Origin of the sequence: Chelativorans composti, assembly GCF_039541695.1 — a bacterium.
Taxonomy (GTDB): Bacteria; Pseudomonadota; Alphaproteobacteria; order Rhizobiales; family Rhizobiaceae; genus Chelativorans; species Chelativorans composti.
Genome location: NZ_BAABGS010000066.1, coordinates 1 through 25,062, shown reverse-complemented (window position 1 = coordinate 25,062; position 25,062 = coordinate 1). Strand labels below are relative to the sequence as shown.

23 protein-coding genes, 1 tRNA gene, 1 other RNA gene and 1 pseudogene are annotated in these 25,062 nt (G+C 63.4%); 11 read left to right on the top strand and 15 right to left on the bottom strand.

Annotated features, from left to right (window positions below; all coding sequences use genetic code 11):
- Positions 1 to 5: 5 nt before the first annotated feature.
- On the bottom strand, positions 6 to 440 hold the full coding sequence (locus ABD906_RS11725) for an HIT domain-containing protein (RefSeq protein WP_345099588.1): 435 nt from the start codon (positions 438 to 440) through the stop codon (positions 6 to 8).
- A 91-nt stretch (positions 441 to 531) separates the two neighbouring features.
- On the opposite strand from ABD906_RS11725, the gene ffs reads away from it, so the two are divergent.
- The 6 genes from ffs to ABD906_RS11695 all read left to right on the top strand — a co-directional run bounded on the left by ffs (position 532) and on the right by ABD906_RS11695 (position 5,780).
- Positions 532 to 628: signal recognition particle sRNA small type (gene ffs, locus ABD906_RS11720), an RNA gene on the top strand.
- 103 nt (positions 629 to 731) lie between these two features.
- The gene (locus ABD906_RS11715) at positions 732 to 2,558 is read left to right on the top strand and encodes a DNA polymerase III subunit gamma/tau (protein ID WP_345099587.1); all 1,827 of its coding nucleotides are present in this window, start codon (positions 732 to 734) and stop codon (positions 2,556 to 2,558) included.
- Between the two features lie 27 nt (positions 2,559 to 2,585).
- Positions 2,586 to 2,909: a YbaB/EbfC family nucleoid-associated protein gene (locus tag ABD906_RS11710; RefSeq protein WP_345099586.1), complete on the top strand. Its 324-nt coding sequence runs from the start codon at positions 2,586 to 2,588 to the stop codon at positions 2,907 to 2,909.
- Positions 2,910 to 2,982: 73 nt separating this feature from the next.
- Positions 2,983 to 3,588, top strand: coding sequence for a recombination mediator RecR (gene recR / locus ABD906_RS11705; RefSeq protein WP_345099585.1), 606 nt, complete (start codon positions 2,983 to 2,985; stop codon positions 3,586 to 3,588).
- Between the two features lie 137 nt (positions 3,589 to 3,725).
- The gene (locus ABD906_RS11700; protein ID WP_345099584.1) at positions 3,726 to 4,964 is read left to right on the top strand and encodes a lytic murein transglycosylase; all 1,239 of its coding nucleotides are present in this window, start codon (positions 3,726 to 3,728) and stop codon (positions 4,962 to 4,964) included.
- 495 nt (positions 4,965 to 5,459) lie between these two features.
- Complete coding sequence (locus ABD906_RS11695) at positions 5,460 to 5,780, top strand: Kazal-type serine protease inhibitor domain-containing protein (protein WP_345099583.1); 321 nt, start codon at positions 5,460 to 5,462, stop codon at positions 5,778 to 5,780.
- A 653-nt stretch (positions 5,781 to 6,433) separates the two neighbouring features.
- Here ABD906_RS11695 and ABD906_RS11690 read toward each other — a convergent pair.
- Both ABD906_RS11690 and ABD906_RS11685 read right to left on the bottom strand, forming a co-directional pair.
- A complete protein-coding gene (locus tag ABD906_RS11690) occupies positions 6,434 to 6,955 on the bottom strand; it encodes an A24 family peptidase (RefSeq protein ID WP_345099582.1) in 522 nt (173 codons plus the stop codon).
- 102 nt (positions 6,956 to 7,057) lie between these two features.
- Positions 7,058 to 7,234 (bottom strand): Flp family type IVb pilin, encoded by a 177-nt coding sequence (locus tag ABD906_RS11685; RefSeq protein ID WP_345099581.1) that lies wholly within the window; start codon positions 7,232 to 7,234, stop codon positions 7,058 to 7,060.
- Between the two features lie 378 nt (positions 7,235 to 7,612).
- On the opposite strand from ABD906_RS11685, the gene ABD906_RS11680 reads away from it, so the two are divergent.
- From ABD906_RS11680 to ABD906_RS11670, 3 genes are read left to right on the top strand one after another with little or no spacing between them, the layout of a single operon-like run.
- Positions 7,613 to 8,032, top strand: coding sequence for a pilus assembly protein N-terminal domain-containing protein (locus ABD906_RS11680; RefSeq protein ID WP_345099580.1), 420 nt, complete (start codon positions 7,613 to 7,615; stop codon positions 8,030 to 8,032).
- A gap of 19 nt (positions 8,033 to 8,051) precedes the next feature.
- Positions 8,052 to 8,615: a TadE/TadG family type IV pilus assembly protein gene (locus tag ABD906_RS11675; protein ID WP_345099579.1), complete on the top strand. Its 564-nt coding sequence runs from the start codon at positions 8,052 to 8,054 to the stop codon at positions 8,613 to 8,615.
- 8 nt (positions 8,616 to 8,623) lie between these two features.
- Positions 8,624 to 9,223 (top strand): TadE/TadG family type IV pilus assembly protein, encoded by a 600-nt coding sequence (locus ABD906_RS11670; RefSeq protein WP_345099578.1) that lies wholly within the window; start codon positions 8,624 to 8,626, stop codon positions 9,221 to 9,223.
- A gap of 198 nt (positions 9,224 to 9,421) precedes the next feature.
- On the opposite strand, the gene ABD906_RS11665 is transcribed toward ABD906_RS11670, so the two are convergent.
- On the bottom strand, positions 9,422 to 9,973 hold the full coding sequence (locus tag ABD906_RS11665; RefSeq protein WP_345099577.1) for an SH3 domain-containing protein: 552 nt from the start codon (positions 9,971 to 9,973) through the stop codon (positions 9,422 to 9,424).
- A gap of 211 nt (positions 9,974 to 10,184) precedes the next feature.
- Between ABD906_RS11665 and ABD906_RS11660 the strand changes: the two genes are divergently transcribed.
- The gene (locus tag ABD906_RS11660; protein ID WP_345099576.1) at positions 10,185 to 11,186 is read left to right on the top strand and encodes a 2-hydroxyacid dehydrogenase; all 1,002 of its coding nucleotides are present in this window, start codon (positions 10,185 to 10,187) and stop codon (positions 11,184 to 11,186) included.
- Between the two features lie 110 nt (positions 11,187 to 11,296).
- On the opposite strand, the gene ABD906_RS11655 is transcribed toward ABD906_RS11660, so the two are convergent.
- The 9 genes and pseudogenes from ABD906_RS11655 to ABD906_RS11615 form a co-directional block, all read right to left on the bottom strand.
- On the bottom strand, positions 11,297 to 12,067 hold the full coding sequence (locus tag ABD906_RS11655; RefSeq protein ID WP_345099575.1) for a molybdopterin-synthase adenylyltransferase MoeB: 771 nt from the start codon (positions 12,065 to 12,067) through the stop codon (positions 11,297 to 11,299).
- A gap of 25 nt (positions 12,068 to 12,092) precedes the next feature.
- Positions 12,093 to 13,256, bottom strand: coding sequence for a DNA replication/repair protein RecF (recF, locus tag ABD906_RS11650; RefSeq protein WP_345099574.1), 1,164 nt, complete (start codon positions 13,254 to 13,256; stop codon positions 12,093 to 12,095).
- Complete coding sequence (dnaN, locus tag ABD906_RS11645) at positions 13,253 to 14,371, bottom strand: DNA polymerase III subunit beta (RefSeq protein WP_345099573.1); 1,119 nt, start codon at positions 14,369 to 14,371, stop codon at positions 13,253 to 13,255. The genes recF and dnaN overlap by 4 nt, the downstream gene beginning before the upstream one ends.
- 231 nt (positions 14,372 to 14,602) lie before the next feature.
- Positions 14,603 to 16,135: a chromosomal replication initiator protein DnaA gene (gene dnaA, locus ABD906_RS11640; protein ID WP_345099572.1), complete on the bottom strand. Its 1,533-nt coding sequence runs from the start codon at positions 16,133 to 16,135 to the stop codon at positions 14,603 to 14,605.
- A 747-nt stretch (positions 16,136 to 16,882) separates the two neighbouring features.
- Positions 16,883 to 17,149, bottom strand: a complete 267-nt coding sequence (gene rpsT / locus ABD906_RS11635; RefSeq protein WP_345099571.1) for a 30S ribosomal protein S20 — start codon at positions 17,147 to 17,149, stop codon at positions 16,883 to 16,885.
- A gap of 265 nt (positions 17,150 to 17,414) precedes the next feature.
- Complete coding sequence (gene mutM, locus ABD906_RS11630; RefSeq protein WP_345099570.1) at positions 17,415 to 18,308, bottom strand: bifunctional DNA-formamidopyrimidine glycosylase/DNA-(apurinic or apyrimidinic site) lyase; 894 nt, start codon at positions 18,306 to 18,308, stop codon at positions 17,415 to 17,417.
- A 252-nt stretch (positions 18,309 to 18,560) separates the two neighbouring features.
- Positions 18,561 to 20,267: pseudogene (locus tag ABD906_RS11625) on the bottom strand (ABC transporter permease); the annotation flags it as partial.
- A 49-nt stretch (positions 20,268 to 20,316) separates the two neighbouring features.
- Complete coding sequence (locus ABD906_RS11620; RefSeq protein WP_345099600.1) at positions 20,317 to 21,294, bottom strand: Fe(3+) ABC transporter substrate-binding protein; 978 nt, start codon at positions 21,292 to 21,294, stop codon at positions 20,317 to 20,319.
- A 164-nt stretch (positions 21,295 to 21,458) separates the two neighbouring features.
- Complete coding sequence (locus ABD906_RS11615; protein ID WP_378188665.1) at positions 21,459 to 22,505, bottom strand: ABC transporter ATP-binding protein; 1,047 nt, start codon at positions 22,503 to 22,505, stop codon at positions 21,459 to 21,461.
- A 321-nt stretch (positions 22,506 to 22,826) separates the two neighbouring features.
- On the opposite strand from ABD906_RS11615, the gene ABD906_RS11610 reads away from it, so the two are divergent.
- On the top strand, positions 22,827 to 23,846 hold the full coding sequence (locus tag ABD906_RS11610; RefSeq protein WP_345099568.1) for an LLM class flavin-dependent oxidoreductase: 1,020 nt from the start codon (positions 22,827 to 22,829) through the stop codon (positions 23,844 to 23,846).
- Positions 23,847 to 24,211: 365 nt separating this feature from the next.
- Here the strand turns inward: ABD906_RS11610 and ABD906_RS11605 are convergent.
- Together ABD906_RS11605 and ABD906_RS11600 are read right to left on the bottom strand one after the other, a co-directional pair.
- A tRNA-Arg gene (locus tag ABD906_RS11605) sits at positions 24,212 to 24,285 on the bottom strand.
- Positions 24,286 to 24,382: 97 nt separating this feature from the next.
- On the bottom strand, positions 24,383 to 24,631 hold the full coding sequence (locus ABD906_RS11600; RefSeq protein WP_345099567.1) for a hypothetical protein: 249 nt from the start codon (positions 24,629 to 24,631) through the stop codon (positions 24,383 to 24,385).
- Positions 24,632 to 25,062: the final 431 nt, after the last annotated feature.

Genomic DNA, 25,062 nt, shown 5'->3' with positions numbered 1-25,062 from the left:
TGTTTTCAGAGGTGATTGCGGATCTCGGCAACCAGACGGGCCAACTCGTCCGGCTGGTAGGGTACGCGCTCGCCAAAGCCCCAGACCGGACCAGGCCAGCAGAGGTCGCCCTCGTTGCGGGCAATGACATGAACGTGCAGCTGGCGCACGATGTTGCCGAGGGCGCCAACGTTGATCTTGGTGCAGCCGGTCATGTCCTTCAGCGCCTTGGACACCAGATTGGTCTCGAAACTCAGCAGGGCTTGATCGAGCGGAGTCAGGTCGTGCGGCTCCTCGATCCCGGGGCGCATCGGGATGAGTAGCAGCCACGGCCAGCGGGCGTCGTTGCGCAGCCGCAGCTGGCAAAGGCCGAGATTCGCGACCAGGACGCTCTCGGTCTCCAGCCGGCTATCCAGTTCAAACGCAGGCGCTGAGCCCTGTGGGGAAATGTGTTCGCTCATGGAAAATCAGGCTAGTGTGAGTGCGAAATAGCTGCAAGCTAATTTGCGTGCGCACTTGCATTTCTCCGCGCGATTGACGATATGGAGCGTGGGAGGTTGGCGGTGGACGTGTCACTCGCCAACCGGGTCAGGTCCGGAAGGAAGCAGCCCTAACGAGCTCGGCGCGGGTCATTCAGCCAGCCTCCCACTTCGGCTTCAGGCAGCATCGGTTGCCTCTTTCGCCCAAGCTAGTTGACGCGACCACCCGTTCATGGGGAACAATCGCAAAGCCACCATGGAGAGCGCGACCGCATGAATGACGCCGGGCAGACTGATTCCAGCAAGGCCGGCGGCTACCGGGTTCTGGCCAGAAAATACCGCCCGCGCGACTTCTCCGGACTGATCGGCCAGGAGCCGATGGTGCGCACCCTCAAGAACGCCTTCGCCACGGGCCGCATCGCCCAGGCGTGGATGCTGACGGGTGTGCGCGGCGTGGGCAAGACCACGACGGCGCGAATCCTGGCGCGCGCGCTCAATTACAAGACGGCGACGGTCGACCATCCCACGATCGAACTCACCGAATTCGGCGAGCATTGCGAGGCGATTCTTGAAGGACGTCATGTCGACGTGATCGAGATGGACGCCGCCTCGCACACAGGCATCGACGACATCCGCGAGATCATCGAACAGGTGCGCTATGCGCCGGTGTCTGCCCGCTACAAGGTCTACATCATCGACGAGGTGCACATGCTCTCCACGGCGGCCTTCAACGGGCTGCTGAAGACGCTGGAAGAGCCGCCGCCTCATGTGAAGTTCATCTTCGCCACCACCGAAATCCGCAAGGTTCCCATCACCATCCTGTCGCGCTGCCAGCGCTTCGACCTGCGCCGCATCGACGCCGGGCTCATCAAGGAGCACCTGGCGCGGATCGGCGAAGCCGAGGGCGTGCAGGCCGACGACGAGGCGCTGGCGATGATCGCGCGCGCCGCGGAAGGTTCGATGCGCGACGCCCAGTCGATCTTCGACCAGGCGATCGCCCATTCCGGCGGTCATGTCACGGCCGAGACGGTGCGCGATATGCTGGGCCTTGCCGACCGCGCCCGGGTGATCGACCTGTTCGAGCACCTGATGAAGGGCGACGTGGCGGCGGCGCTCGCCGAGTTCCGCGCGCAGTATGACGTGGGTGCGGACCCCGTGACGGTGCTGACCGACCTTGCAGAATTCAACCACCTCGTGACCCGCCTGCGCTTCGTTCCCGAAGCCGCGCAGGACAGCGCCCTGTCGCCGGAAGAGCGCAAGCGCGGCAGCGAGCTTGCCGGACAGCTGTCGGTACGGGTGCTGTCGCGGTCGTGGCAGATGCTGCTCAAGGGCATCCAGGAGGTGCAGAACGCAACCCGTCCGGTGGCGGCTGCCGAGATGGTGCTGATCCGCATCGCGCATGCGGCTAACCTGCCAACACTCGATGAGGCGCTCAAGGCGCTGCAGAATGGCGGGCCGGGCGGCGGCGCGCCTTCCTTCCCGGGGGGCGGGGGAAATGGCGGCGGCTTCGCCCCTGGCAGTGGCGGCGGCGTGAACGCCGTCGGATCCAGCTTCGTGACCAGCGGCGGCGGTGGCGGTCAGACGATGCGTCTGGTGCAGTCCATGCCGGAGCCGGTGCAGCAGACCGCGCCCGCACGGCCTGCCGAAGCCGAAAACGCGCCCGAGGTTCCGGTGCGGTCGCTCGCGGACATCGCAGCGCTGGCTGAGTCGCACCGCGACATCGCCTTCAAGATCCTGTTCAAGCGGCACGTGCGGCTGGTAAGCATCGAGCCGGGACGGCTGACGGTCAATCTGCTGCCGGAGGCGCCCAAGACACTGCTTGGCGACCTGACCAACAGGCTGCTTAAATGGACCGGCCGGCGCTGGGTCGTCTCGGTGTCGAACGAGCCGGGCGGGCCGACCCTCTGGGAAGAGGAAAACAGCCGGCGCGAGATGGCGATCGAGGATGCCCGGTCCGATCCGACGGTCGCCGCTATCCTGAAGACATTTCCCGGTGCGAAGATCGTCGACGTGCGGATACCGGATGCGGCAGCCCATGACGCGATGGAGGGCGAGGACATGCCCGCCCCCGGCTTCGATGCCGACGACGAAGACGAGTAATCATTTCATTGAGATGCGGAGAATCAGATGCGTGACCTTTTTAGCATGTTGGGCAAGGCCAAGGAAATGCAGGCCAAGCTCCAGGCGATGCAGGAAGAAATCGCCAACATGGAAATGGAAGGCCAGGCCGGTGCAGGCGCGGTGAAGGTCACGCTGTCCGGCAAGTTCGAGATGCGGAAGCTCGACATCGATCCGTCGCTCCTCAAGGCGGACGAGGCGGAGATTCTCGAAGACCTGATTCTCGCCGCGCACAACGACGCGCGCGTGAAGATCGAGGCCGAAATGCAAAGGAAAACGCAGGAGATGGCGGCGGGGCTGCCGATTCCGCCCGGCCTCAAGCTGCCGTTCTGATCGGCGGTCAGCCATAGCGTTTCAGGGCGGCATAGATGCCGCCCATGCTTTCATGAAAGCTTGAAGAATTCCCATGTCCAAGCGTATCGCAGGCCCGGAAATCGAACGCCTGATCCAGCTTCTGGCAAAGGTGCCGGGGCTAGGCCCGCGCTCGGCGCGCCGGGCGGCGCTCCATCTCATCAAGAAGAAGGAACAGCTGTTCACGCCGCTCACGGCGGCGATGGGGGATGCGCTGGAGAAGGTGCGCGTCTGCTCCACCTGCGGCAACGTCGACACGGTGGATCCCTGCACGATCTGCAGCGATCCGCGGCGTGATCCCTCGACGCTGATCGTGGTGGAGGACGTGTCCGACCTCTGGGCGCTGGAGCGCGCGGGAGCGATGAATGTGCGCTACCATGTGCTCGGCGGCACGCTGAACCCGCTCGACGGCGTGGGGCCGGACGACCTCAATATCACGGGGCTCGTCAGCCGCGTTGCGGCGGGCGGCATTTCCGAGGTGATCCTCGCCGTCAACGCGACGGTCGAGGGGCAGGCGACCGCGCACTACATTACCGACCAGCTCTCCGGCCTCGACGTGAAGGTGACGCGGCTCGCGCATGGCGTGCCCGTGGGCGGCGAACTCGACTACCTGGATGAAGGCACATTGACCGCAGCTCTCAGGTCGCGGACAACATTCTAGACATGTGAACCGGGGGTGACTGCAGGGTTCGACGGGCTCATGCTTCGGCAAGCTCAGCACGAGGGGAAGCAGAGCGCAGAAGGACCGGCTCACGCAGCACGCCTGCAACATGGCGGGGGAAAGAGAGGAAGAGCGGGATGCGGAAGGGTTGGAAGGCTTTCGTACTGTCCGTTGCCATGATCTGCATGGCGCTCGTTCCCGCATCCGCACAGCACGCCATCGAAAAGCAGTTCCAGCAGTGGCTCAGCTCCGATCTCTGGCCGGAGGCGCGGGCGCGCGGCATCGACGAGCGCGTGTTCCAGCAGGCGTTTGCAGGCGTGAAGCCCAATCTGAAGCTGCCGGACCTTGTGCTGCCGGGCAAATCAGCGCCAACGGGCAGCGAGGGCCAGCACCAGGCCGAATTCCGCCCGCCAGCGGCCTATTTCGAGCCGATCGGTGGCATCGTCTCGGGCGGGCGCGCGCGGCTCAAGCAGTACGGGGCAGTGCTCGATGCGGTGGAGAAGCGCTTCGGCGTGCCGAAGGGCATCGTGCTTGCCATCTGGGGGCGCGAGTCCGGCTTCGGCGGGGCGAAGATTCCGCACAATGTCTTCGAGGTGCTCGGGACCAAGGCGTTTCTCGCCACTCGCAAGGCGATGTTCCGTGAAGAAGTGCTGGCGGCGCTCGAGATGGTGCAGAAGCGCGGCGTGAGCCCGCAGGCCATGCGGTCCTCCTGGGCCGGGGCGCTCGGCCAGCCGCAGTTCATGCCGACTTCGTATCTCAAATATGCGGTGGATTTCGACGGCGACGGCAAGGCGGACATCTGGAACTCCGTGCCGGACACACTCGCCTCCATCGCCAACTATCTCGCAGCCCACGGCTGGCAGAAGGGGCGCGACTGGGGCTTCGAGATAAACCTGCCGGCGCATTTGTCATGCACGCTCGAAGGGCCCGACCAGGGCCGCCGGATCGCCGACTGGACGGCGATGGGTGTCACGCGCGTCTCGGGGAAGCCTTTTCCGCAGCACGAAATGGCGGGCGAGGGCTACCTGATGCTGCCGGCAGGTCGGCACGGCCCTGCGTTTCTCGTGACGCCGAACTTCTATCGGCTCAAGGACTACAATGAGAGCGACCTCTATGCCCTGTTCGTCGGGCACGCGGCGGATCGGATCGTTTACGGCGACATCCGCTTCGTCACGCCATGGGGCAAGGTGGAAGGCTTCAGCCGCGCGCAAGTGGCGGCGATGCAAAAGCGGCTCGAACAGTTGGGCCATGACGTCGGTGGCGCTGACGGGCTGGTAAGCTTCAAAACGCGGCGTTCCATCGGGCTTTGGCAGGAGCGGGCCGGACATGCGCCGACATGCTATCCGGACAGCGCGCTGGTCAGACAGATACGATAACCATACACGCCGGAAATTCCATTCGCCGCCGCAGAATCTGTTGCGAACATAACTTTTATATGTCCTTTAATCGTCGCTGACCGGCGAGGGTTGCCGATCGTCTGTACAGGTATCCAGTACAGCGGTGGGATTTCACGATTGATGTTCCGGCAAGGGGAGAGGTTTGCTGTGAGTATCGCGCGGAAGCTCAAGACGTTCGTGCCATTGGGGTTGGGCCTCCTCGTTCTAACCAGCTGCGTGGTCGAAGAGGGACCCTATACACCCCGCCCAAGTGTGCCAAGAGCCTGCATTCCGGAGTACAAGCCAGTTTGCGCCGAACGTGATGGTGAACGCCGCACGTTCGACAATGTCTGCTACGCCCACAGGGAAGGGTACAAGGTCGTATACGAGGACCAGTGCCGGTACGGGTGGGATCCCCGTCCGTGGCCAGCGCCCGGGCCGACGCCTCCGCCTCCGCCGCCCCCGCCTGCGCCTCCGCCCCAGCAGATGTGTACCATGGAGTACCGTCCCGTGTGCGGCGAACGCTATGGCCAGCGCAGGACGTTCAATAACAAGTGTCTAGCCGAGAACGAAGGGTTCCGCGTCCTTTACAACGGACAATGCGTGGGCACCCGGCCGTCCTCGGGCATGTCGCCCGGGTTCTCACCGGGCTTCTCATCCGGGTTCTCTTCGGGAATGTCCAGATTCTCGTGTGACGTGACCGAAAACCGGCCGGTCTGCGCCGAGCGGCTTGGTCATCAGCAGAGCTTCCGCAACGCCTGCCAGGCCGAACGGTTCGGCTACAAGGTCATCTACGAGGGCGACTGCCAGCGCTGACATATCCTGATGCCGCTGGGCGCTTCACTCCCCGGCGGCATCCGCAGACGGAAACGAAGAGGGGCACAGGCGAGTGTTGCCGCCTGTGCCCGATTGCTTATGTCGCTCCCCATGCGTCTGACGGTCGCTCGATCCGGTGATTCAGCTTCAACAGGTGGGCGCGTATCGGTGAGGCGTTGCCGGGCGCCCCGCATGCGACGGTGCGCCCTCTGCTTTTTTTGCCCGGCAATCGAGAAACGCATTTATTATCATGAACGGTAATTTGTACCTAAGCCTCTGATAATCAATAATAATTTACGCGCAGGTCGATGCGGGCCAGTATCCCCGCCGGTGGGGTAGGACAGGAGGAGGTGATCAGCGTGCGTCTCTTCCCAACTTTTCGACGGTTCGTTCTGGCTGGGCTGACCGTTTTCGCGCTCGGCGGTTGCGCGGTATTGCTTGAGGACGATGAACCTCAAAGGCGGCGCGGCCCGGTGGCCTGTACTTTGGAAAACAGGCCTGTGTGCGCGGTGTTGCACGGGGACTATCGAACGTTTCCCAATGCCTGCGTGGCGAGATCGGAAGGTTTCAATATTGTACACAGCGGGCCATGCCAGCGCGGCTGGAGCCGTAGGCGCTGGCACCCATACGACTACTGAGGCGGAGAATTCCGGTCAGGATGCGGCAATGCGCTCCAAAGCCCACTGGGCGAGCGGTGTCTGGGTGTAGGTGATGAGACCGCCTATGCCCAGCGCAACGCCATAGGGGATGCCGGCTTTCGCATCCGCGCAGTGACGCAGCAGAATGTTGTTTGCGGCCAGCGTGGCGAGTGTGGAATGGCGGAAGCGCAGGATGGCCAAGGTCAGAAGACCGCCGAGGACCGCCGCCGTCGCCAGGTAATTGACCAGAGCCAGATCGAATCCGAACCAGAGCGCAGTGGACGCCATCAGCTTGGCGTCGCCACCGCCCATGGCTCCGAGGGCAAACAGCGTGAACGTAACCAGCAGTATGGCAGAGCCTGCGAGTACGTGCATTCCGATCTCCGACAGCGGCATGCCGGAAAGGATTGCGAGGATAAAGAAGGCACCCACCAGGGTCAGAGACACGCGGTTGGTGATTGTCATCGAGATCAGGTCCGAGACTGCGGCAAACACCATGCAGAACGGGAAGATCAGAAATACCGCAGTTTCAAACATGTCACGCCACGCAACCGAACTCGAACTAATTACAATGGACCGTGATACCTGTGCCTATTAAACAAGGCCACCGCCCAAGGGCGGTGGCCTTCGTCACGAGGATTAGTTACCGGCGTTGTCGATCGCCGTGCCAATCTCGGTGAACTTGTCGCTAATGCTGCCGCCGAGCAGCTGCAGGGCGCCAATGATCACAACAGCGATGAGGGCTGCGATCAGGCCATATTCAATAGCGGTAGCGCCGGATTCATCCTTGGCAAAACGAGCAAACAGCTTCGTCATTAGAGTGCTCCTTCAAGCTCGATTAACAGCACTTCCGTGGGCTTCTTGGGGCCGATCGAAAGCTCCCTCACCATAGGAAGCATCTGTTGCGAGGCACTTAAGAAATAGGATTACTCAATTATTGCTGCAAGCCCGAACGATTCCTGGTTAATTTTTTTATACCGAGAAACAATTTGCCCCGTGACGCATCCCCCGTGCACGCATTATGAATACGGGTTTGTATAACAGCGCAGCTCCGCGCAGCTACCCCGGAGGCTACGCGATATGGGCCCCGCTTGCAGGTCGGTTGGGCTGCCGGATCTCCACCCTTGCGCTTCTTAAGAAGAGATTCACGACTCTCGGCAATCATGGCCCACACATCTCGGTGGGGTGAATAAGATGGCGGGATATACAAGGGCTGTGTTCGCGCTTGTCTGCGCGGTTATGGCGGCAACGTTCTTTCCGGCAGGCGCGCGCGCTGAGATCATCACGATCGTGATGAACCAGGCAAAGATCATCAAGCTGCCGAAGCCTGCGGATACGATCGTAATTGGCAACTCCGAAATCGCCGACGCCACTGTCCAGGACGATGATACCATCGTGCTGACCGGCAAGGGATTCGGACAGACCAACCTGGTTGTGTTCGATGACGATGGCGAGGTCATCATGGATTCCCAGCTGGCCGTCGCCAGGCAGATGGACAATTCCGTACGCGTTTACCGCCCGGGCAACATCCAGACGCTGTACTGCTCGCCATTCTGCGAAGGATCGTTCAGGACCTCTGCCGAGCAGGAGTCCGACAGCGTGATGGCCCGCTGACGGGCTTCCGGGGGACGTCATGAAACCGGCCCGGCCTGTGCAGGTGAGGGGATGGCGCCGCTCGAAACTGGCGGCGGTGCGCCTGTTCGCGCGGGATCGCAGCGGCGCGGCGGCGCTGGAGTTCGCCATCCTTGCCCCGCTGTTCTTCATAATGCTGTTCGCCATCTTCGAGTGCTGCATCACGTTCGCCGCAAAGCAGGTCATCACAAACGCGACGGACGACCTGGCCCGCCAGATGCGAACGGGGCGGATCAGGACGGACGACGTGACGCCGTCGTCGCTGCACCAGATGTTCTGCGACCGGATGCCCGCGTTCTTTGCCGAGGGATGCCCCGGGCTGCGCATCGATCTGCGCACCTTCGAGACGTTCGAGGAGATCGTCGCGGAGTTCGACAAGGGGATCATTCCGGCAGGCTACAAGGCGGATCTGGGTCCGGCACTGTCCAAGAATGTCATGCGTGTCTTCTACGAGTGGCCGGCGATCATGACGCTCATCACCGATCGCATGACCGACCCCAAGGACGGCAAGTCACTGCTGTTCGCCACCGCCACCTGGCAGAACGAGCCGTTCGGAGAGAAGTAGGTTGACCGATGGGCACGATCACTGAGGCAATCGGGCGGATGCGGCGGTTCCTGAAACGGGAACAGGGTTCGGTGGCGGTGGAGTTTGCACTGCTGGCGCCGCTCATGATCGCCATCTTCATCCTGACCATGGAGATGGCCCAGGCCATCGACGTCAGCCGCAAGCTCGGCCGAATGACCGTGCAGATCGGCGACCTCATCACCCAGCAGGCAGAGGTGAAGAGGGCCGATATCCAGTCAATTGCGCTGATCGGCCGTGCGACGATGCAGCCCTACCGGAAGACCGTTCCGGCGGTCCGGGTGACGGCCATCGACATTACCACGGGCAACCAGCCGAAGGCGACGGTTGCCTGGTCGCGTTGCTACAACAGCTGTTCGCAGCTGCCGGCCTTTGCCAAGGGTGCGGAGGTGCCGCTTGCCGAGGAACTGCTGGTCCCCGGCATGTTTCTCGTCCGTGTCGAAACGGAGCTGAACTATCAGCCGATCGTTGCCTGGTCCGAGGGGGCAAAGAAGCTGCTGGGCCTGATGGCGCTCGACAACATCGTCATGTCGGAAACGGTAGACCACCATCCGCGCATCAGCACCAAGATCCCGTGCTCGGACTGCTAGTGACGGAGACTTCTCAGAGGGTCTGAGACGTTCCTGCCGCTGGTCCGCTATCGTTCCGTTCGGAATGCGGCTTTCTCTCTAGGAACCGCTGTTTAGCGTGATTTCCGTACAAGCGCCGAACTGACCGCATTGCGGCAGGTCTGCGACAGGCGAGGCGGCCGGCCGGGGCCGCCAGAGGGTCGGGCGGCGGCCTGCGCGTCAGTCGTCGATGATCTCGCCCGGGTAGACACCCCAGATCAGGTCCTGCTGGATCCAGCCCTCATGGCTGCCGAATCGCATGAGACACCAGGCGCCGTCGCATTCCTTCACGTTGCCGAGGGCGCCGGGCTCGACATCAGCCACGCGGCGGGCATTGGGAGCTGTGGAGGCGACGAGCGGAACGGTACTCTCCTTGTCCTTCAGCCAGGGGGCGACGATGCCCGTCCGGTTGCCGGAAAGAAGCGCCTGATTTACCCAGCCGTCGGTGCCATCGACGTCGCGGATGCGGCGCCAGTTGTCGAACTCCTGAATGATTTCCACAGGAAGGCCCGCCTTCGTGTACATCCAGCTGACGGCATAGTTGGTGCCCGGTCCCACGCGAAGGTTCACGCGCGCCGATTTGAGGCTGACGAACCGCGGGATGGGCAATCCGCTGGATCCGACCTTGATTGACGAAGACCCGTCGGATTGCGCCAGGGCGGGAGTACTCCCCAGCCCGGCCGCAACGAGAAAAGCCGAGAGCAAACCACCAATGATCTTGCGACGCCGCATTTCCTGCTCCTGCCAGCGTGGAGCGGCGCAAGCCCTATGCCCCCCTGGACATGATCAGTGCAGCCCCACGCAGAAAACCATGCCTTTTCCTTTGTCTTGACTGTGCTTGCTTGCTAGACATCATCGCCTTGTGGCGACACAGGACCGGCTTCGCCTTGCACTATTTCCGGTCTCGGTTAAAGAGGTCTGAACGAAGAGGGATTGAGCTTTCATGTCAGGTCGCAAAAAGCCTCTGGTCGTCATCACTCGCAAGCTCCCTGATCAGGTGGAGACGCGGATGCGCGAACTGTTCGACGCGCGGCTGAACATCGATGATCGCCCCATGTCTCAGGCCGACCTGGTCGCCGCGGTCAAGGAAGCCGAGGTCCTGGTGCCGACAATCACCGACCGAATCGACGCCGAACTCATCGAGCAGGCAGGTCCCCAGCTGAAGATGATCGCCAACTACGGCAACGGCGTGGACCATATCGACGTTACCGCCGCCGCCGCGAAGGGGATCGTCGTCACCAACACGCCGAACGTGCTCAATGAGGACACGGCGGACATGACTATGGCGCTGATTCTCGCGGTGCCGCGACGCCTGATCGAAGGCGCGGAAGTGCTGCGCCACGGCGACAAGTGGGCTGGCTGGTCGCCGACCTGGATGCTCGGCCGCCGGGTCTGGGGCAAGCGGCTCGGAATCGTCGGTATGGGCCGAATCGGCACCGCGCTGGCGCGGCGCGCCAAGGCCTTCGGCATGTCGATCCACTACCACAACCGGCGGCGCGTCGCGCCGCTGATCGAGGACGAACTGGAAGCGACCTACTGGGACAGTCTCGATCAGATGCTGGCACGCATGGACATCATCTCGGTCCACTGCCCGTCGACGCCGGCGACCTACCACCTGCTTTCGGCGCGGCGGCTCGCCCTCATGCAGCCGACGGCCTATCTGGTGAACACGGCGCGCGGCGACGTGGTCGACGAAAGCGCGCTCATCCAGCTCATCGAGGAAGGCAAGATCGCGGGTGCCGGACTGGACGTGTTCGAGCACGAGCCAGCCATCAACAAGCGGCTGCTGAAGCTTGCGGAACTGGGCAAGGTGGTGCTGCTGCCGCACATGGGGTCGGCCACGATCGAAGGCCGAATCGACATGGGCGAGAAGGTCATCATCAATATCCGCACCTTCTTCGACGGCCACCGGCCGCCAGACCGCGTCATCCCGCGCAAGTCCTAAGCCCGGCGAATCGCCTTGCGATCGGCTGAACCGGAGGCCGGCGCCCGTGGGAGTGGCAGCGCGTGTCGGCAGGTTCGCGCCACGGCCGTTTTCGGACGCTGTTGTCGCTTCTAACCGGAAGCAGAGCGGCGGGATTTGTAAAGAATGGTCTCGAATCGCGCCGAGAGGCCGTCATAGAGCAGCAGGCGGCCGACCAGCGGCTCGCCCGATCCCGTGATCAGCTTGATCGCCTCCATGGCCTCCAGGGTGCCAATCACGCCCACCAGGGCGCCGACGATTCCCGCTTCAGCGCAGCTCGGGACAAGCCCCTCCGGTGGAGGGGTTGGAAAGAGGTCGCGGTAGGAGGGATTCGGGCGACCATCCTGGCTCTGCTCGTAGGGCTTCAGAACGGTGACAGAGCCGTCGAAACGCCCGACGGCGGCGGTCACGAGCGGGATGCGGGCCGCCTCGCAGGCATCCGCGAGAATGTAACGGGCGGCGAAATTGTCGGAACCATCGACTGCGATGTCGTAGCGACTCACGATCGGACCGGCGTTCTCCTCAGTCAGACGAAGCGCGTGAGTTTCCACTGTCACATGGGGATTGAGCCGTCGAATCGCCTCGGCCGCACTCTCGACCTTGGACCTGCCCACGGATCCGGTGGAATGGATGACCTGGCGCTGAAGGTTGGAGAGGGAGACCCGGTCGTCGTCAACGATGCCGATGGTACCGACGCCCGCGGCGGCAAGGTATTGAAGAACGGGGGAGCCGAGGCCTCCGGCGCCGAGCACCAGAACGCGGGCGCGCTTGAGCTTCTGCTGGCCCGCGCCGCCAATTTCCGGCAGCACGATGTGGCGGGCGTAACGTTCCAGTTCCTCGTCGGAGAATGGTGTGTCGCTCACAGCGGCGCCCTCCCAAGCTGCCTCATCATGCTTCCTGGATCGTGCCGGCGGAAACCCGGAAGAACTGGGCCTTGCCCGCGAGGCTGGAGAAGAGAAGCGGCTCCGTCCCGGTCATGAAGGCCTGGCAGTTCAATTCCTCCAGGATCTCGAACAGGGCGGCGCGGCGGTCCGCATCGAAATGGGCGGAAATCTCGTCCAGAAGGAGAATCGGCGCCGAGCCGGAGAGTTCCGAAGTCAGACGGGCGTGCGCGAGCACAAGGCCCAGAAGCAGCGCCTTCTGCTCCCCCGTGGAGCAATTGGCGGCGGGCATGGTCTTGGGCTTGTGCCAGACCAGCATGTCGGAGAGATGAGGGCCCTCGAGCGTACGGCCGGCGGCGCGATCGCGGTTGCGTTCGCTCATCAGACGGGCGCGGAACTCCTCCTCCACCTCCACGGCTGGCCTTCCCTCAAGGCAGCTTTCCACGAAGCCGGAGAGGGCGAGTTCGGCCTTCGGGAAAGGGCCGGATGGCATCCGCTCAAACATGGAGGTCAGCAGCCGGAGCATTTCGACGCGGGCGGCGGCAATGGCCACGCCCGTTTCTGCCATCTGCGTCTCGATGGCATCGAACCAGGCGTCGTCGCGGATGTCGTCGGCGAAGAGGCGGTTGCGCGCGCGCATGGACTTCTCGTAGTCGAGCGTGCGCCGCCCGTGGGCCGGGTCGATCGCCAGTACCATACGGTCGAGGAAGCGACGGCGCTCCGACGACGGGCCGGTGAAGAGCGAATCCATGGAGGGCGTGACCCATATGACCCGGAGCCATTCCAGAAGCGCGTCGGTGTTCTTGGCGGGTTCGCCATTGATGCGAACGCGGCGGCCGCCCTCAGTCCCGGGGACGATGCCCGTGCCTATGCTGCAGTCGCCGAAGGGCCCTTCGATCTCCGCGTGAATGGTAAAGCCGTCAGGAGCTCCCTGGCGGACGACCTCATCATGGCGGGCGCGGCGAAGCCCGCGTCCGGGCGAGAGGAAGGATACGGCTTCGAGAAGGTTCGTCTTGCCGGCGCCATTCTCGCCGGTCAGCACAATCGCACCAGGCTGCAGCGGCAGGGACAGCCGGCTGTAGTTGCGGAAATTGGTCAGGGTCAGCTTGCTGACATAAACCTGGGCCGGCCGGAAGTCCGGCGCGGCCGCTTCAATCGCTTGCGTTGTCACACTCGCATCGGCATCAGAACATACAGCACGCGCTCATCCGCCGGGTCCTGGATCAGAGTAGGCGATCCCGCATCCGCGAACAGGAAGCGGGCGTTTTCTCCCGACAGCTGTGCCGCCACGTCGAGAAGGTAGCGCGCGTTGAATCCGATATCAATCGGCTCGGCCTCGTAGAAGGCCGGCAGCTCGTCTGTGGCGCTGCCCGAATCCGGGTTGTTGACGGTGAGAGTCACCTGGCCGTTGGAGATGGACAGCTTCACGGCGCGGCCGCGCTCGGTGGACACGGTGGAGACGCGGTCCACGGCGGCGGCGAAGCTTGCCCGGTCGACAACCAGCTCCTTGTCGTTGGTGGTCGGAATGACGCGCTGGTAGTCCGGGAAGGTGCCGTCGATCAGCTTGGAGGTGAGCACCACGCTGCCGATCTCGAAACGGATCTTGGTGTCGGACAGCTGCACGGAGACGGCAACGTCCGGCTCGTCGAGCAGCTTCTGAAGCTCGCCCACCGTCTTGCGCGGGATGATGATGCCCGGCATGCCCTCCGAGCCGGCCGGAGCCTCGATCTCCGCACGGGCAAGGCGATGGCCGTCGGTCGCGACGGCGCGCAGCATGAGCTTGCCGTTGGCCTCGACCGTGTGCAGGAAAATGCCGTTCAGGTAATAGCGGGTTTCCTCGGTCGAGATCGCGAACTGCGTCTTGTCGATCAGCAGCTTCACCAGATCGGACTGGACCTGGAAGGCATGCGAGAAGTTTCCGGCGGACAGTTCGGGGAAATCCGCCTGGGGCAGGCACTGCAGACGGAAGGTGGACCGGCCGGCGATGACCGACATGGAATTGCCGCTGTCATCGGTCTTCAGCATCACCTCCGCGCCGTCCGGAAGCTTGCGCACGATGTCGTAGAGCAGATGGGCCGGGACGGTCGTGCCGCCACCCTGTTCCACGCTCGCGGGAACCGCTTCCGTCATCTCGAGATCAAGGTCGGTCGCCTTCAGCTCGAGACTGCTTCCCTCGGTCGTCAGCAGCACGTTCGACAAGATCGGGATCGTGTTGCGGCGTTCCACCACGCGGTGAACGTGGCCGAGGGATTTCAGAAGATTGGAGCGTTCCAGAATTACTCGCATGACTGCCGAATCTCGCCTGGATAGATCAGAAAGGGCACTTGCGTGCCCCTCCACATGGCCTGAGGCCTAAGTTGATGCAAACTGACGGGAAAAGGGCCAAAACGCAAGCCCGAGGCTGCAAAAGCGACCATTTTCCACGGAGCAAGAAGCAGATTTCAATGACACAGCCGCCCGCCCGAAAGACATCGGCGCGGGCGGCTGCGGTGTTTCCATTTCAGTGGCAGGCGGGCCTCAGGCCTGCTCGCTGATGAGACGCTTCAGCAGCTCGATCTCCTGGGCGAGCTGGCGATCTTCGCCGAACAGGCCCTCGATCTTGCGGACCGCATGCAGAACCGTGGTGTGGTCACGTCCACCAAAGCGGCGGCCGATTTCCGGCAGAGACCGCGGCGTCATGACCTTGGCCAGGTACATGGCCACCTGACGCGGCTTGACGATGGTGCGCGTGCGGCGGTTGGACAGCAGCTCGGTCTTGGAGACGTTGTAGTGGCGCGCGACGATGCGCTGGATGTCCTCGATGCGAACCCGGCGCGCCTCGCCACCGCGGGAAACCGGTCCCAGGATCTCGTCGATGCGGTCGAGGGTGATTTCCTGCTCGAAGGAATGGCGGAACAGGAGCTGGTTGAACGCGCCTTCGAGATCGCGGCCGCTGCCGGTGATGGTGCTGGCAACGTGTTCAAGGACCTCGTCCGGGATGTTGAGCGACGGGTCGTCCTGACGCGCCATGGCCAGGCGCTGCCGGAGCATGGACAGGCGCATCTCGTAGTCGGGCGCGCCGATCTCCAGCGAGACGCCGCCATTGAGACGGGACTTCACGCGCGGCTCAAGCGATTCCAGCTCCGAGACCGGTCGGTCAGCGGCGACGACCACCTGACGGGCGCTGTCGAGCAGCATGTTCAGCAGGTGGCAGAACTCGTTCTGGATCGACTTGCCCTGCAGGAACTGCAGGTCGTCGATGATGAGCAGGTCGATGTCGCGCAGCTGCTCCTTGAGGGTGAGCGCGTTGTTGTCGCGGATCGCGGTGGCGAACCGCCACATGAAGTATTCGGCGGTGAGATAGACCACGCGCGACTGCGGACGCGCCTTGGCGGAGGTCGCCGCTATGGCCTGCAGGAGGTGGGTCTTTCCGAGACCGACCGAGGCATGCAGGAAGAGCGGGTTGAAACGGACGGCTCCAGGGGCCGATTCCGCCACCGTGCGCGCGGCTGCGCAGGCAACGCGGTTCGACGGGCCCTCGATGAAGGATTCAAACGTGTAGCGGCTATCGAGAGGAGAACCGAGCACGTTCGGGCGCGCCTGGGACTGCTCCTGACGGGGAGCTGCCGGCGGCGTCTGCGGGCGCGCGTTGAGCGCCGCGGTGCCGGAAGAGAGCGCCGAAGATGCCGCAGGCAGGACCGGCTTGCGGACCGGGGCGGGCTTGGGTTCCTGGCGCGTCATGACCTGGCGAGTCGCCGTGCGGACCACGACCTCAACCCGCAGAACCGACGGATCCTCCGCCTGCCACAGCTCCGTGATCAGGTCGAGGTAATGGCCGTTGATCCATGCACGCAGAAATGCCGTCGGAACGGAAATGCGGACAACGCCCTTGGATGCCTCGGCAAGCTTCATCCGGCCAAACCAGCTGGAGTAGACTTCCGTTCCCAGGCGAGCCTTCAGCTGCGCGCGAACTCTTTCAAAGGTAGCAGATGCCAAGCTGCAGTCTGCCTCTCGCGCCGTATCCGATGATGGATACCCGCTACCAATTTCCCTCTCAACGCCGCTTGGCATCCTCGTCGTCCCTGTAAGAAATGCTCTTGTTATAAACGGGCGCGTCAACCGACACGCAAATTACAAATGGGGGTTCGCCCGTCCCTGTTTTCACTCTTATTCAAAGCCCTTTCGTGACATTCGGTACGTCTCTCCGGTCTTGACCCTCATCCAACCAGAGGGGGTACTGCTTACAGACATCAGAAGTCTCACTATCTAGCAAACAAAACGACCCCATGCAGTGGCGAAGGCCACGCATCAAATCGCTCTGTGTGACTATTTATTTCCCGGGCTCGCTGGCCACCCTGAGGTTGAGAAGACCTTAGCTAAAACAGCCCGCAAAGGGCAAGTCCGGGGAAGCGTGAATCTTTCCTCTTGCTGCCCGCCGCGGGGGCCAAAAAGTCGCGTCCCGCGGATGTCTCGCTTGTTAAGCTGTTTGGATTCAACGGGCTTTTGAAGTGGCGCCGGCGAAGGGACGCGAGGCGAACAAAAATTGAAAAAAATCGCTTGACTCGCGTGTGGAAACATCTGCCCACTGAGTCCCTGTTGAACCTGTGGATAAAGTGTCGTAAGTCGTTGATTGTACATGTGTAATTCAATTTCCCCGGTCTTTGGGAGGGGAGGGGATCCGTCCCTCTGAAAAAATACCAAAGAAGGTAAATTGGCTAATAATCATTAACTGATCTGAAGCAGGAAATTATTGCCCAAAAGAAAACCCGGCCCACATCTGGACCGGGTTCTCGTGATGCCGAAATCGTCTGAAACTTATTACGCGCTGAGCGTCTTCACGCGATGCGCCAGGCGAGAGACCTTGCGGGCAGCCGTGTTCTTGTGAATGACGCCCTTGCTTGCGGCGCGCATCAGCTCCGGCTGAGCGAGCCGGAGGGCGTTCTCCGCAGCAGCCTTGTCGCCAGCGGCAATCGCCTCTTCGACCTTGCGAACAAAGGTACGAACGCGTGAACGACGGTTCTTGTTCACTGCAGTGCGAGCTGCGATCTTACGCACTGCCTTCTTGGCCGAAGTGGTATTGGCCATGTATCCTCTCTCATCTCTCTCTAAGAGCCGGGGCAAGTGCAAACTGCAAACCGGCGGCGCAAAAACAAACGGGCGGCACGGGCCACCTCAGTTGCGGAGGCTTATAGAGGAGCTTTCCCGCGCCGTCAACGCCTTGAAATGACTCTGATTGCGGTTTCTGGACGCTGGGGCGCGCGGGTTGCAGAGGGTCCGCGTGCCATCCGGAGGGTTCGCACCCGCACGTATCAAGCTGGCCCAGGCGAGGCGGATTGTGCGGGCGCCGATCTCAGCGCTGGCAGGACGGGCAATAGAAGGTCGAGCGGCCGGATTGGACGATGCGTCTTACCGTGCCGCGGCAGTCGGCGTGCGGGCAGGGGTGACCCTCGCGATCGTAGACGCTGAATGTGTGCTGGAAATAGCCAAGGGAGCCGTCCGCCTGCCGGTAGTCGCGAAGCGACGAGCCGCCGGCGGCGATCGCGTCGGCGATGACGTCGCGGATTGCGGTGGCGAGTCGCTCGCTGCGCCGGGTCGGCCTGCCGCCCTTGCCGGCGATGGTTCCCGCCTCCCTCAGTGGCGAAAGACGGGCGCGCCAGAGCGCCTCGCAGACATAGATGTTGCCGAGCCCGGCGATGAGGGTCTGGTCGAGGAGCGCGGCCTTGAGAGGGGCCTTCCTGCCGGCCAGAAGGGCGGACAGGAGAGCGCCATCAAGGCTATTGCCGGTGGGCTCGACACCCAGGCCACGGATGAGCGGATGTTGCTGCAGCTCGGTCTCGGAGGTGAGCAGCATGAAGCCGAAGCGGCGCGGGTCGTTGTAGGTTACGGTCACGCGGCGGCCGTCGGCATGCTCGAGCGCAAAGACGACATGGTCGTGGACCGGGTTCTTCGAGCGTTCGTAGTGGAAGTCGCCCGGCGTGAGCGAATCCTCCTCCCAGTCGATGCGGTAGGATCCCGACATGCCGAGGTGCGAAATCAGGACGCCGCTGTCGTCGAGGTGGAAGAGAAGGTATTTTGCCCGGCGGGAAATGCCAGTGACCGTGCGGCCGGTGAGCCGTTCGGCGAAGCTTTCCGGAAAGGGGAAGCGCAAGTCGGGGCGGCGCTGTTCCACGCGCAGGACACGCGCGCCTTCCATCGCGGGCTGCAGGCCCCGGCGTACGGTTTCGACTTCAGGCAGTTCCGGCACGATCAGACAATCCGTTGGAGGCGTTCTTCCATTCCGTCCGCCGCGATGGCCGGGCGGTGGAGTCCGTTTAGCGCGAGTTGGGCGACGGGGGTAGGGGGACAGCAGACCCTTTCCCCGTTGCGGCACTGTGTGCCACCGCAGGAAAGCTGGCGCGGCCGAAGGAGGTATAGCCTATTCTCCCGGCTGGCGGTAGCCCGCGGGAGGGGGAGACTGAAGCTGCACGGGCTCGACCACTGCGGCAGAGACTGGTGAGGCGGGCAAAGGCGTCTCCGGCACAGGCTCGATCTGGTGCCGGCGCAGGTTGCGCTCGGAGCCCACACGGGAGAGCAGCACCACCGGCAGCAGCGCAATCACAACGATCATCAGCGCGGAGATCGAAGCATCCTCGTAGGTGCCGCGGGCTGCCTCGCCATAGAGATGGGTGGCAAGGGTCTCGACGTTGAGAGGGCGCAGGAGCAGGGTGGCCGGCAGTTCCTTCACGCAGTCGACGAAGACCAGGAGGGCCGCGGCGGCGAGGCCGGTCCTGGTGAGGGGCAGGTGGACGCGCCGCAGCGTTCCGGAAGGGGTTTCGCCAAGCGTGCGTGAGACTTCATCGAGCGACTGGGGAATGCGGCTCAGGGCCGCCGCCATGCCGCCCGAGGATATGGCCATGAAGCGCGCCGAATAGGCATAGACGAGGGCAGCACCGGAGCCAAGGAAGATGAGACCGGTGGGGACGCCGAACCAGGAAGTTACAAGGCCATTGACGGTTCTATCTATGCCGCCGAGGACGACCACGAGGCCAATGGCGATGACGGTGCCAGGGGCCGCATAGCCCACCGCCGAGAGGCGGAAGGCAGTGGAACTGTAGAGGGCCGGCCGGATCCGCGCCGCATAGGCGGTCGCGCTGCCGAGCGCGAGCGTCATGACGGTGGCGGCGGCGGAGAAGATAACCGTTGCCGTGACGATGGAGGCGAAGCGCGGCGGAATGCCGGCATAGTCGAGGCGGGCCCAGGCTTCCGTTACCAGGTAGAGCGCCGGGGCCGCGAAGCCCGCCAGCACGGGAAAGAGGCAGAGGGCGAGCAGGACGAAACCCATCGGCCGGGAGACCTGCTGCCGCTCGAAGCTTCGGGCGCTGCGGGTGCTTGCCGCAAAGCGCTGGCGGCGGCGCGCGTATTGCTCGAGTGCCACGACGGCCATGACCACCACCAGCAATGCGAGCGCGATCTGCGAGGCGCCGGGAAGGTCGGAACGCGTGACCCAGGTGGTGTAGATGGACACGGTAAGCGTGCGCACGCCCAGGAATTCGGCGGCGCCTACGTCGTTCAGCGTCTCCATCAGGGCAAGGCTGATGCCAACGGCCACAGCGGGGCGAGCCAGCGGCAGAGCCACGCGCCAGAAGACGGCCCGGCGGGACACACCCAGCGTGCGCGCCGCCTCGATGAGGCTCGCGGGCTGGGTCAGGAACATCGACCGCGTGGCGATGTAGACATATGGGTAGAGCACGAAGGAAAGAACAAAGATGCAGCCCGCCATGGAGCGGATATCCGGCAGGCGGAACTCGCGCGGGCTCGTGTAGCCCAACAGTGCGCGGATCGTGCTCTGGACCACGCCGATCGGGTGCAGGATGTCGAGATAGGTATAGGCGACAATGTAGGTCGGAACCGCCAGCGGCAGGAGCAAAGCCCATTCCGCCACGCGGCGGCCCGGAAACTCGTAAGCGGTCACCAGCCAGGCCGCACCCGTGCCGATGAACGCCACCAGAATGCCGACACCGCACAGGAGAACAAGCGTGTCGCGCAGCGACACGGGCAGGATGGTGGAGAAAAGGTGACTCCACAGACCGCCGGACCCTTGCAGGGCCTCGAAGGCCAGCGCCAGAAAGGGCAACACCACGGCAGCAGCCGTGGCCCCGGCCGCGATCAGCCAGAGGGCTCCGGACCGCCATGTCGCCGTGCGCATGCTACCCCGTTCCACCATCGCGCAAACCCGCGAGGGCAGCCGCAGGGCTGCCCTCGCCATTCTTCACTCAGTTGTCGAAGCCAACCTTGTCCACGAGCTCGCTGGCCGCCTTGCGGTTGGCGACGATCTCGGTCAGCGGTTTGGCATCCACGTTCAGCTCGCCAAGCTCCGCGATGATCGGATCGGCGGCCACGCCGGGCTTCACCGGATACTCGAAGTTCGCCTTGGCATAGATCTCCTGCGCCTCGTCGGAGACCAGGTACTCGAGCAGCTTCACGGCCTCGTCACGGTTGGGCGAATGCTTGGCCACGGCCGCGCCGGAAATGTTGACGTGGGTGCCGCCGTTCTCGAAGGTGGGCAGGATGACCTTGATCGCATCTCCCCAGGCCTTCTGCTCCTCGCCGCCGCGGCCGGAGCGCATCAGGCCGACGTAATAGGAGTTGCCTACCGCGATGTCGCAGATGCCGCCGAGGATGTCCTTGGCGCCCTCGCGGTCACCGCCCGCGGGCTTGCGGGCAAGGTTGCCCTTGAGGCCGGTGAGCCACTTCTCCGCCTCATCCGCGCCGTGGTGGGCGATGTAGGCCGCAATCAGAGCCGTGTTATAGGGATGCTGGCCGGAGCGGATGCAGAGCTTTCCCTGCCAGTCGGGGCTCGCAAGCTGCTCGTAGGTGATGGAGTCAATGTCGAGGTCCTTCGCAGCGTAAACGACGCGGGCGCGCATGGACAGCGCGAACCAGTTGCCGTCCGGGTCTCGCAGCTGCTCGGGGATCGCTCCCTTCAGGGTCTCGGAGTCGACCGGCTGGGTGAGACCCTTTTCAACCAGGTCGATGAGATTGCCGGCGTCGACCGTCATCAGGATGTCGGCAGGCGAGCTGTCTCCCTCGGAGGCCACGCGCTCGGCCAGGCCGTCCTTGAGGAACACCGTGTTGACGGTGATGCCGGTGGAGTTGGTGAAAGCGTCGAGCAGCGGCTGGATCAGGCCAGGCTCGCGGGTCGTGTAAATATTCACTTCGGCCGCCGGGGCCGCGTTCGCCGCAGCAAGCATCGAAGCGGCGGACAGAAGGGTCACGGTGAAACTGACGCGCATGAAACCAGAGCTCCCTGTTGGTTTACCGGCCCGGATAATCAAATGATGATATAAATAGTCAAGTTTTCTTGAAGGGCGCCCGATCACAAATTGTTACGGATTTCCCTACGTCCGATTACCTCTCACTGATCCCCCGGGCCGGGCATGGCGAAGGTGAAGACGGCCTCTTCCTCAATGCGGAAGCGCAGTTTGCCCTCCACTACGTCCACATGTTGGGTGGTGCGCATGATGAGCGGTGTGCCCAGTCCCTCGACATCCAGCTCCAGCTGCTCGATCTCGCCACGGAAGCTGCGCGAGCGCACCCTGCCGGTCATGGCCGTGCCGACGGGGCTCGGATAAACGGCCTGGGGGCGGATATAGGCCACGGCGCGGGTGCCGTCGGGCACGTCGAGCGAGCAGGGGAAGGCGCCCAGGACAGTCTGCACGCTGCCTTCGCGGTAAACGCCGGGGACGCGCGTGAAAGTGCTGAAGAATTCGGCCGAATAGGGATCGGAAGGCCGGTGGTAGAGCTCGCGGCCCGTGCCGATCTGCACGATGCGGCCCCCCTTCATGAGCACCAGTCGGTCGCCGGTGGACAGCGCCTCTTCCGGATCATGGGTGACGATGACGGCCGTCGTGTTCGTCCGGCGCAGCAGCGCAAGCGTGTCGCTGCGGACGCGTTCGCGCAGATCCCGGTCGAGGTTCGAGAAAGGTTCATCCATCAGCAGAACGGCGGGTTCGGGCGCGAGCGCGCGGGCCAGTGCGGCCCGCTGCTGCTCGCCCCCCGACAACATGTGCGGGTAGCGGTCGGCCATGGCGGAGAGCGCCGTGAGCGAAAGAAGCATCTCCGTCCGCTCCTTGGCCTTGGCGCGCGGCCAGCGGCGCAGGCCGAACATGACATTCTGCTCGATGGTGAGATGCGGAAAGAGGGCGTAGTCCTGGAAGACAAAGCCGATATTGCGCTGTTCGGGCTCGACAAAGACGCCGGGGCCCGCGAGCACACGGCCGTCGAGACGGAGGGTGCCGCTATTTGGACGGTCGATGCCGGCGATCAGGCGCAACAGGGTGGACTTGCCGCAACCGGAGTGGCCCACGAGACAGACGATTTCGCGCGGGGCGATCGACAGGTCCATGGGGCCAAGGGAAAAATTCGGTCCCAGCCTGCGCGCGAGCGCCCTGATCTCCAGCATGGGGGCTGCGGATTGAGCGTTCTGAACCGGCTCCGACACCAGCATTTCCTCTCGGAACTTCGTTTCTGCGGGGCTATCTGAGTGGATTTTTCGAGTCAAGTATTTGATGCCACCACAGGCCGAACGCCAGAGCACTTCCGCCGGGCTTCGCGGCGCCGCATGGCGGCGGGCCGTCACGGGTGGGGCGTATGTGACGCCGGAGCGGCGCGACGATAACGCGGGCTTCGTCAACCGCCGGGCGACAGTGCGTTCGCAGAGCTTACGTTGTGGCGAGGTGCGCGGGGCTCTAGATTAGCCGCGACACAGCTCGGGATGAGACACATGAAAAAGATCGGTTTTCTGTCCTTCGGCCACTGGACGCCTTCGCCCCAGTCGCAGACACGTTCCGCCTCCGACGCCCTGCTGCAATCCATCGAGCTTGCGGTGGCTGCCGAGGAGCTCGGCGCAGACGGCGCCTATTTCCGCGTGCATCACTTCGCCCGGCAGCTAGCCTCGCCGTTTCCGCTCCTGGCGGCGGTGGGGGCAAGGACCAGCCGGATCGAGATCGGCACGGCGGTCATCGACATGCGCTACGAGAATCCGCTTTACATGGCGGAGGACGCGGGCGCGGCGGACCTCATCGCCGGCGGGCGGCTGCAGCTTGGCATCAGCCGCGGCTCGCCGGAACAGGTGATCGACGGCTGGCGCTACTTCGGATACCAGCCGGCGGAGGGCGAGACGGACGCGGACATGGCGCGGCGGCACGCGCAGGTGTTCCTGGAGGTGCTGAAGGGCGAGGGCTTCGCCCAGCCGAACCCGCAACCGATGTTCCCCAACCCGCCCGGACTGCTTCGGGTGGAGCCGCATTCGCCGGGTCTGCGCGACCGCATCTGGTGGGGTTCGGCCACCAATGCGACGGCGGTGTGGGCGGCCAAACTGGGCATGAACCTGCAGAGTTCGACGCTCAAGTTCGACGAAAGCGGCCAGCCGCTGCATATTCAGCAGGCGGAGCAGATCCGCGCCTTCCGCGACGCGTGGAAGGAGGCAGGCCACACGCGCGAGCCGCGGGTGTCGGTGAGCCGGAGCATCTTCCCGATCGTCTCCGATCTCGACCGCATGTATTTCGGCCGCGACAGCAGCGAGGACCAGTTCGGCTACATCGAGCCCGGCACGCGGGCGGTGTTCGGGCGCAGCTATGCGGCCGAGCCAGAGAAGCTGGTGAAGGAGCTTGCGAAGGACGAGGCAATCGCCGAGGCCGACACGCTACTGCTCACCATCCCGAACCAGCTCGGCGTCGATTACTGCGCCCACTGCATCGAAGCGGTGCTGAAATACGTCGCTCCGGAACTGGGGTGGAGGTAAGCTTCGCCGAGCGCGCCGAGGCGGCGGGGCAAGTACGCTGCGCTGGAATCTGGTCAAGGTAGCTGCCGCGCCTGCCGCATCGAAGCGGTACTCAAGCGCGTTGCGCTGGAACCGGCGTGGTGATGAGACGGGTTCGAGCGCCAATCGACGGGGCACATGCCGGAAGGCATGTGTCCCTCACGCATGCGCCGGGGAGCGGTCAGAGTTCCTGGGCAGATGCTTTAACGTTCTCTTCATGGCGGCTTTGCCGAGGCTCCCGACGGAAGGACGGATCTGGCGTTCGGAGACCAGTGCTCACGGGCCCAAAGCTGTTGCGATGCGATCAGACTGAAACAGCTGGGACAGCAAATGTCTGGCTGATATGATGGCGCACCCGACAGGATTCGAACCTGTGACCTCTGCCTTCGGAGGGCAGCACGAAATCCTTGGCTCTTGGTGCTGTGCTAATTAACCCGTTGTATTCAATGCGATTATTGAGCCACCATAAGATGGATGAAGCTCCAAATCAAGCCACGTTGTGTTGCTTCGTTGTGACGCTATTGTGACAGCTTCAGGCCCTCAGACTGTCTGCTTTCCGCGAAACGCTTCTGAAGGTGCTTGAAAATCGGCGGGGTGTCTCGTCCGCTGATGTTAAGCAACCGGGCGGCTCGTGTCATCTTTCTCATTGCGGGGCGAGCCGCTGCCAGATCCTCGTCTTCATAGAAGAGGTCGATCTCGCTTGAAAGTTCAATTATCAAGCTTTCCAAGAGCTGAAGCGCTTCAGTTCGCCTATAGCTTTCGGTCATGCATGTCTCCATTGTTTTGGTAAAATGGGGGTGAGTGAGGAGCCTCTGGCTCACCCCCAAAAAATAGTCGTTTCGGTTCTGTTTGCACTCCAAATCCATACTAAGTCCCGTGGACTTCCGCCGACAGTGGCGTAGACTGCTGCCGCAGCAGGGCCAATATCATCGTCAGAATGTACGGAGAGAGGATGCCGGAATGAGGTCATACTTCTCTCCGAACCATTGGACGAACTCGGTTGCGGTCTCACCGGCTGCGTAAGCCCGCTCGGCCTTGTCGATGTGCTCGTCAACCAGATCGCGGTAGCAGTACAGACGATCCGCTGCCGCCCTTGATCGGCCCCCACGGACGGGTCCAATTTGATTGTTAGTGCAATGATGGTCGTGGCGCCAGCGCGGGCGGCATCGCTGGTTGGGGTTGCAGGGCCGCCCGCGCG

Bases quoted from the DNA above. Each gene is read 5' to 3' on its own strand.
- ABD906_RS11725 (WP_345099588.1), bottom strand. From the start codon at position 440: ATGAGCGAACACATTTCCCCACAGGGCTCAGCGCCTGCGTTTGAACTG.
- ABD906_RS11715 (WP_345099587.1), top strand. From the start codon at position 732: ATGAATGACGCCGGGCAGACTGATTCCAGCAAGGCCGGCGGCTACCGG.
- ABD906_RS11710 (WP_345099586.1), top strand. From the start codon at position 2,586: ATGCGTGACCTTTTTAGCATGTTGGGCAAGGCCAAGGAAATGCAGGCC.
- recR (WP_345099585.1), top strand. From the start codon at position 2,983: ATGTCCAAGCGTATCGCAGGCCCGGAAATCGAACGCCTGATCCAGCTT.
- ABD906_RS11700 (WP_345099584.1), top strand. From the start codon at position 3,726: ATGCGGAAGGGTTGGAAGGCTTTCGTACTGTCCGTTGCCATGATCTGC.
- ABD906_RS11695 (WP_345099583.1), top strand. From the start codon at position 5,460: ATGGAGTACCGTCCCGTGTGCGGCGAACGCTATGGCCAGCGCAGGACG.
- ABD906_RS11690 (WP_345099582.1), bottom strand. From the start codon at position 6,955: ATGTTTGAAACTGCGGTATTTCTGATCTTCCCGTTCTGCATGGTGTTT.
- ABD906_RS11685 (WP_345099581.1), bottom strand. From the start codon at position 7,234: ATGACGAAGCTGTTTGCTCGTTTTGCCAAGGATGAATCCGGCGCTACC.
- ABD906_RS11680 (WP_345099580.1), top strand. From the start codon at position 7,613: ATGGCGGGATATACAAGGGCTGTGTTCGCGCTTGTCTGCGCGGTTATG.
- ABD906_RS11675 (WP_345099579.1), top strand. From the start codon at position 8,052: ATGAAACCGGCCCGGCCTGTGCAGGTGAGGGGATGGCGCCGCTCGAAA.
- ABD906_RS11670 (WP_345099578.1), top strand. From the start codon at position 8,624: ATGGGCACGATCACTGAGGCAATCGGGCGGATGCGGCGGTTCCTGAAA.
- ABD906_RS11665 (WP_345099577.1), bottom strand. From the start codon at position 9,973: ATGCGGCGTCGCAAGATCATTGGTGGTTTGCTCTCGGCTTTTCTCGTT.
- ABD906_RS11660 (WP_345099576.1), top strand. From the start codon at position 10,185: ATGTCAGGTCGCAAAAAGCCTCTGGTCGTCATCACTCGCAAGCTCCCT.
- dnaN (WP_345099573.1), bottom strand. From the start codon at position 14,371: ATGCGAGTAATTCTGGAACGCTCCAATCTTCTGAAATCCCTCGGCCAC.
- dnaA (WP_345099572.1), bottom strand. From the start codon at position 16,135: ATGCCAAGCGGCGTTGAGAGGGAAATTGGTAGCGGGTATCCATCATCG.
- rpsT (WP_345099571.1), bottom strand. From the start codon at position 17,149: ATGGCCAATACCACTTCGGCCAAGAAGGCAGTGCGTAAGATCGCAGCT.
- ABD906_RS11620 (WP_345099600.1), bottom strand. From the start codon at position 21,294: ATGCTTGCTGCGGCGAACGCGGCCCCGGCGGCCGAAGTGAATATTTAC.
- ABD906_RS11615 (WP_378188665.1), bottom strand. From the start codon at position 22,505: ATGCTGGAGATCAGGGCGCTCGCGCGCAGGCTGGGACCGAATTTTTCC.
- ABD906_RS11610 (WP_345099568.1), top strand. From the start codon at position 22,827: ATGAAAAAGATCGGTTTTCTGTCCTTCGGCCACTGGACGCCTTCGCCC.
- ABD906_RS11600 (WP_345099567.1), bottom strand. From the start codon at position 24,631: ATGACCGAAAGCTATAGGCGAACTGAAGCGCTTCAGCTCTTGGAAAGC.